The 6,108-nt window shown below is 57.8% G+C and carries 7 protein-coding genes; 1 reads left to right on the top strand and 6 read right to left on the bottom strand.

What is annotated here, in order from left to right; all coding sequences use genetic code 11:
• Nucleotides 1-62: 62 nt before the first annotated feature.
• Nucleotides 63-278, bottom strand: coding sequence for a Flp family type IVb pilin (locus BLR85_RS27545; RefSeq protein WP_093164947.1), 216 nt, complete (start codon nt 276-278; stop codon nt 63-65).
• 191 nt (nt 279-469) lie between these two features.
• Complete coding sequence (locus BLR85_RS27540; protein ID WP_280138540.1) at nt 470-1,063, bottom strand: IS5 family transposase; 594 nt, start codon at nt 1,061-1,063, stop codon at nt 470-472.
• Nucleotides 1,064-1,338: 275 nt separating this feature from the next.
• Here BLR85_RS27540 and BLR85_RS27535 point away from each other — a divergent pair, with 275 nt between their 5' ends.
• On the top strand, nt 1,339-1,932 hold the full coding sequence (locus BLR85_RS27535) for a hypothetical protein (RefSeq protein WP_093164944.1): 594 nt from the start codon (nt 1,339-1,341) through the stop codon (nt 1,930-1,932).
• A gap of 556 nt (nt 1,933-2,488) precedes the next feature.
• On the opposite strand, the gene BLR85_RS27530 is transcribed toward BLR85_RS27535, so the two are convergent.
• The 4 genes from BLR85_RS27530 to BLR85_RS27515 all read right to left on the bottom strand — a co-directional run bounded on the left by BLR85_RS27530 (nt 2,489) and on the right by BLR85_RS27515 (nt 5,660).
• The gene (locus BLR85_RS27530) at nt 2,489-3,823 is read right to left on the bottom strand and encodes a DUF7986 domain-containing protein (RefSeq protein WP_093164941.1); all 1,335 of its coding nucleotides are present in this window, start codon (nt 3,821-3,823) and stop codon (nt 2,489-2,491) included.
• A 140-nt stretch (nt 3,824-3,963) separates the two neighbouring features.
• Complete coding sequence (locus tag BLR85_RS27525) at nt 3,964-4,527, bottom strand: hypothetical protein (protein WP_093164938.1); 564 nt, start codon at nt 4,525-4,527, stop codon at nt 3,964-3,966.
• A gap of 3 nt (nt 4,528-4,530) precedes the next feature.
• Nucleotides 4,531-5,097 carry a hypothetical protein gene (locus BLR85_RS27520; RefSeq protein WP_139188599.1) on the bottom strand — a complete coding sequence of 189 codons (567 nt, stop codon included), beginning with the start codon at nt 5,095-5,097 and terminating at the stop codon, nt 4,531-4,533.
• A 149-nt stretch (nt 5,098-5,246) separates the two neighbouring features.
• Entirely contained in the window at nt 5,247-5,660 is a 414-nt protein-coding gene (locus tag BLR85_RS27515; RefSeq protein ID WP_139188598.1) for a VanZ family protein, read from the bottom strand.
• Nucleotides 5,661-6,108 lie beyond the last annotated feature (448 nt).

The following is a 6,108-nucleotide window of genomic DNA, read 5'->3' as shown; positions in this document are numbered from 1 at the left end:
GGGTCAAGTCCGCCGATGAAATCCTCGCATCGGTCAAGCGGTTCTGCCAGCGAACCCAAACCCTATGCGGCGAACTTTAGATTCGGGTGACTAGTTTTGATAGTTTGCTCGGTCAACTGGCCCGAAATATCACCTGACAGGTCTGCCACGCCGGAAGTAATTACTGCTTGGGCAGCCAAACCCAAACCGACGACGGCAGCTGTGAGTACAACCCAATCGACGGTGACCGCGCCGTCCTCGTTCTTCTGGAAGGATTCGATCAGATTATAGCGTCTCATGTCTACCTCCAGGATTCAGGGGCTGGACTTTTGACATATCGCCCAAGCGGCGTGACCGTAAGCTCGTTGCAATCAGTTTCACGACCACGCTGCAGGCGGATTGAGTCATTAATCTGACGGAAGTTTGGTTTTTTCGGGGCTCTGTTGCAGAAATCGGTTGATGAGCGCACTGCCCCTTTCCGCGGACGGACCTATCCCGCAGCCTCAGTGACAGGTATACCAAGCGCGGTGTGGCCGTTAAGAACGGCGATGCGGACGTGGAGCTCTGCGACCTGTCGGTCAAAGTCCCGCGCCATGAGACGCTGGCCCAGAGGTTTCACGCAATGCATCTTGGTTTCGACGCGGCTTCGGCGGTGGTATCCGGCCCATCGTCGCCAGATGGCTCGACCCAAGTATTTCGATGCACGTAGCGCCTCGTTACGCGCCACCGCCCCGACGGTTGCGGGTTTCCAGAACCGGGCGTTCTTGCGAGGTGGAATGACGGCATCAGCGCCGCGATCCGCGATGGCGTCGTGGCACTTTCGGGTGTCACATGCTCCGTCCGCAATGACGCTGCCGATCTCCTGATCAGGAGGGATCTGATCGAGCAGCTCCGGCAGCATGGGCGCATCGCCCACGTTGCTGCCAGTGACTTCGACGGCTCGGGCTTCCAGCGTTTCCTCGTCAATTCCAAGGTGGATTTTGGGCCAGATGCGGCGTTTGGGGCCACCGTGTTTGCGGGCGTTCCACTCAACCCAAAGCTGGCACGCGGTGGCGGCGGTGAAACTGTTTCTGGGCCAGAGCATTGTGGATGAGGCCCCGACAGGATGGATCTCGCCCGAAGAATTCGAAAGGTTCTTTGTCGATGAAATGACCCGGCTCTACAAGTCGTAAAGGTTTCTGGACAACCGCACACCCACCTCGTGGAGCGCATCGATAACCTTCCTTTCACAGTCGATGCGAGGGCGGCCACCAAGAGTGTCAATCGGCACCGAACTCCAACCCCTCGGCTTCTGATTGATTTGGATCATCTCCCAGTTCTCACTAATGTCCATCTTTGAGTGAGTTTAAGGAAGGCATCATGAACACGCGATTCTTCACAGACACCATCGGATGCGCAACCGTGGTCGCGTTTTGGGTCTTCGGGGGGCTACAGGCCATGGCCGAACCGCAGTCACAACGTGAGCGCGCGATAGAGGAGGCTCTGGCCGCAGGAGATGGGAGGCAGGCAATAGAGTTAGCAGAGGCGATATTGAACGAGGTCTGGGACGCAGCACCTCTTGGCTTGAACATGGTTTCCCTGGTCGAGGGCAATCCGAGCGGCTATGGCATTTTCACCCCCCGAGAGACGAACCGCTATGCTCCGAGTGAGCCGATCGTAATTTACGCCGAACCTTATGGTTTCGGCTATGGCGAGCTTCAAGAGGGCATCCATCGCATCGCTTTCGATGTCGATTTGGTTGTGAAGGCTAGCGACGGGACGGTCTTGACAGACCTTCCCGATATCATGGAACTCGCGTTGAATACGCGTAGGCCGAACAAAGAATTCTTCGCTGACATAACCTACAAACTGACGGGCGCATCAGTGGGACAATACATCCTCGAGACTACACTCAGGGATCAGAATTCGGAGAGCAGCGTCAGCTTTGAGTTGCTCATTGAAATTGCCGAGTGACGGGCCAAGGCGGACCTGGAACGGATATTTGGGTGCCGACCGCTTCTCCGGCCGGCAGCCGAACAATTTGCCGTTTTTCCCAGACGCACAGGAATGCGAACAAGGTAGATAGGAGAGGTGCAATGACCCGGAATTGGTTGGTCGTCGCCGGGTTCGTCGCTGGGTTGGCCGGTTGCAGCCCCAGCAAATATCCCACTGCAGCGACCGAAGGTGTTTCTGGATCCCCCATCTCTATCTCCGGCACCGCTGTTACGGGCGTGGTCGGCGGTTCGGGACAATCTACGCGTATGCTTTCAGGGATAAAGGATTTGGAAATGTCTTTTGGGCTGACGCTGGGAGGCCGCTGATCTTTTGGCATGGCGTTCGTTCACGATGTATTGCCTAACGGCGGCTCGTTCCCCTTACCCGCGCGTTGATTAAAACTGGGCATTGATGATGTGACCGCCCACCGCAAAAACGGGTCTGGAATAAGCTATGAGACCAGATTGGCGGGTCTCGAGAGAGCATGATCGGTGGAGATCCAACGAGACAAGAGGAGCGGTGCGGTCATTGCCATTCACGTCCGTGCGTCCAGCACCCCGAGTTCCTCCCACATCCACCGGAAGTCATACTCTGCCATCGGAGACTCCATGTTGCGCGCGCTCGAGTTTTCGATGTGCTTCAGCCAGGCAATCACCTTCGTGCGACCATCGGCACTGCGAGCGGCTTGACGCGGGGTCTTTCCGCCGAGAGCCGGTATCGGCTGGTCCAACGTGTCCCGATAGTGTCGGTCAAGATGCTCGTGAACAATTTGCCGAGCAATATCCAGGGGGATCTCGTCGGCAGGCGCTTCTTCGCGCTCTTCCAGTTCCTGCTCGACGGTTCGGATTGAAGTCAGCGAGGGCTTCACCAGGTCGCCGAGGGTGTCCGTCAGCATCACACGCCCCCGCCCAGCGCGTTCGGCCGAATTGACGGACAGGGTAAGTACCTTCCCTTTCAGTTCGAGGTAACCAAGAACTGTCTGGCCGCCCATCGAGGTATCAAGGGTCATGCCACCCCCTTGTGCGCTGCGTGTTTCCGGCGCCGCGGTGATCCAGCTCCAGGCCTTTTGTCCCTCAGGTACGAGGTCCGACCGTTTCGAGAGACGACTCAGCACATCCTTCTGCAGGACGCCCGTCGAAAGGGCAAACCGCAGGTCGTGGAACTCCAAGAGATCACCGCTGCTGTTTGTCAGCGTTGGCATCTCCGGATCGAGTATCTTTGGCAGTTGGGTAAAGAGCCAGGCATTGGCGAAGAGCGGTGCGCAGCAGCGGCGTACGTCTTCATCAAGACGGAGTTCGGATTCCGGGTCGAGGTCCAACGTCTGCCGCAAGCCGTCGAGTAGGAACTCGGCGGCCTCTGCCGGGAAATGTAGCAGCGCGCCGGATATTACATAATCTTTTCCCTGTGGAACCACGCGCACGGCGATGCGGTCCCAAGGCTTCAGGATGCGAGTTGCACTCTTCTCCCGCACAGTGACGGGATCGGCGTCGCTGAGCAGATCACGAAGCTCCATCGACTTCCCCGGGACAATCTGGCTCACCTCATAAAGGCTGGGGGCGGTCGCCCGCAAACTGGCAAGGTATGCACGGTCCTCCGCGCTCTCATTCCAGCCGCGCCTGCCAAGGTAGACGTCGACCACGTTTGTTTCGCCTGCGCCATAAGTGCGGCCCAGCAGGTCCTCGAACGCGCAGCCCCAAAGGGTCATCGGCCAGGGATCACCGAGCAACTCATCCAGATCCCCGAATTCAAGGTCGAACTCCTCAAGGGCTGGCCCAATGTGCTCGTCAATCACCTGTAGCAGGCGCTCTCTCCAGGTATTGTCCTTTCCGATGAACCCGATGAGGCCATCGACACCATTCGCTCTTGCCATGCGGCGGCCCTCCGACAAATTTCGGTCCCTAGGGATAGTCGGACCGCCGGCGCCGGTCCATCCGGATTCTGAAACCAGCTTCCATGTCCAGTGACACGAGCGCTCACCAATTTTGCCAGTGTACCTTTGGGTCCGCGTTGTCAGGCCGACAGCTTCTTTGCCTTCTGCCAGGCAACGAGCGCCCTGGCTTTCTGCCGTTCGGCTTGCCGCACATATCGGTTGATCGTCTCCAGTTTGCCGACGAGCCTCGGGATCCGATTGGTGTTGGACGCCAACAGAATTTTCAGCCCTCCCAATGTGAACGCGTCATGCTGCCCTTTCAGCATGGCAGTCAGGACGGCCGGGTCGTCCATGTCTTCGAAATCCAGCTTTAGGAGATCCGTCTCCTGGTGGCTCTTCGCATATCTGGCAAGTTTTGCCGCCGCCTCTCTTTCGGCGGAAGTGGCGCGCTCATGCTGGGCTTCTGCCTCCGCGAGCCTCAATGTTGCGTGGCTGAACGGATCGTCTCCGAGCGTATCCAAAGAGAGGTCTGCGGTGTTCAGGATAATTTTCATCCATTGCAAAACCTCGTCCTGCGGTGGCGGCATTGTCAGCCCATGCTTGATCGCGTTTCTTGCTGAGGCGTTCTTGCCTTTCTTCGTCTTTGGGCCCGTACTCTTTACCGCATTTGCCTGGTTGGCCGCGATTTGCCTGTCGGTTGCCATGGCTCAGAGAATCTCGGCATCCGGAACGTGATCCAACTGGTTGGATGCCTTGAGCGCTGCATATTCCCTCATCAATGCACGCCGCCGCTCGTCGTCGCGCCACGGCCGGCGTTCCAGCGCCTCGATCGCCTGGAAATGCTCGAGGTAGGCCTGGGCACGGATCTGCTCCTCGGTAATACCTTTCCCGGCAAGCTCGTTCAGCGCCGTTGCACGAAGGGCCTTGTCAGATCCCAGTATGTCGTCGGCGAGACGCATCGTCTTGTCGTCCGGAAAAATAACTCCAGGTTGTTCGTTCAGCAGTTCCAGAGCCGCCTTTCGACAAGCCGACATAAAAACATCCTGGGAGAGTTGTTCGCTCCGCCATTGTTCCCAATGTGCCGCTGCGATGCGCCGCGCGAGAACATGCTCATGCGGCGTTGAAGGGACCAGATGCGTGACGACCGCGTCCTGCAGGGCCTCGTACTGGGCTGAATCCTCCCAAGGATAAACCTTCGGCGATGGCAGGAACTCCATCACCCTTGAATCTTGTGGCTTTGTGCCTTTCAACGGCACTTTCTTTGGTGCTGCCACCGGCTTTCTCCTCTATGGATAGAGTCAAACCAGAGGCTGGGCACAATATATGGTTGAGTCAAGAGGTCTCAGAGAAAGCGACCGGTAGAGGGGCTCCCAGGCGACTTGCCATGAAATCCGAGACAGATCAAAATACCGATATGGGTGGTTCAATTCGCGGAACCGCTCCGTCGCCGGTTGAGGATCCGGATGGGATTGGCTGTCTTCAAAATCCACAACCGAAGTGATAATCCGATTGCGACGCCCATCAACGCGCCGATGGCATCGGCAGTGACATCCGCGAATTCTCGTTGTCGGCCGAAATGTGGCTGAAGAACTTCGATGAGGCCCCCGTACGCGACGGCTATCGGAAACACCCAGAACAACAAGCGAGGCCGAAGAAAGGCCGTCGGGAATGTCAGGGCTGCAAAAGCCAGCGGGTGATGGTATTTGTCCGTTCCCGGGACGCTCGGCAAGGTCCCGGCCGGGGCAAGCGTGGCTACAGCAATCATGAGGCCAATGAGTGCGGTTGCGACAAGGGCATACCAATGCAAGCGATGCTCAGGGTTTTCCGGTTGTAGCAATTTGGATCCTTTCTGGCGCGACCGGTAGCCTCAGATCTTCTGTGTCAGCCGCAATCAAGAGCTATCTGGTGATTGTGGCGCCTGGAAGACCAGGCGGGACGGAACCTTGGAGGTCACCATTCGCCGATCGAAGGCGGATCCGTTCGGAATGGGCCGGTCGGCACGTTCCTCACCTGGGACCGCCTGGCTGGTACGGGACTGGCTGGACAGGCGGGGGCTGGATATCTCGCCGCTCTTCTGTCCGATCTACCAATCGGTCCCGATCGATCGCCCTCTAAGCACGACCACTGTAAAGAGGTTGGTGAAGAAACCTGCCGGGAAGGTTGGTATTCCTTAACCAGAAATCGACGCCTTTAGAGCGTGTCGCGGCCTATCCGATTCAGGATTCCCAGATTGGTTGTGATGTGTTTCCCTTCTGTTGAGGCAGATATAGGGGTCGCAGGTGGGC

The sequence above is a fragment of the Aliiruegeria lutimaris genome, assembly GCF_900099935.1.
GTDB lineage: Bacteria > Pseudomonadota > Alphaproteobacteria > Rhodobacterales > Rhodobacteraceae > Tropicimonas > Tropicimonas lutimaris.
The sequence above is the reverse complement of the archived record's forward strand: the minus strand, read 5'-3'. Positions and strand labels throughout refer to the sequence as shown.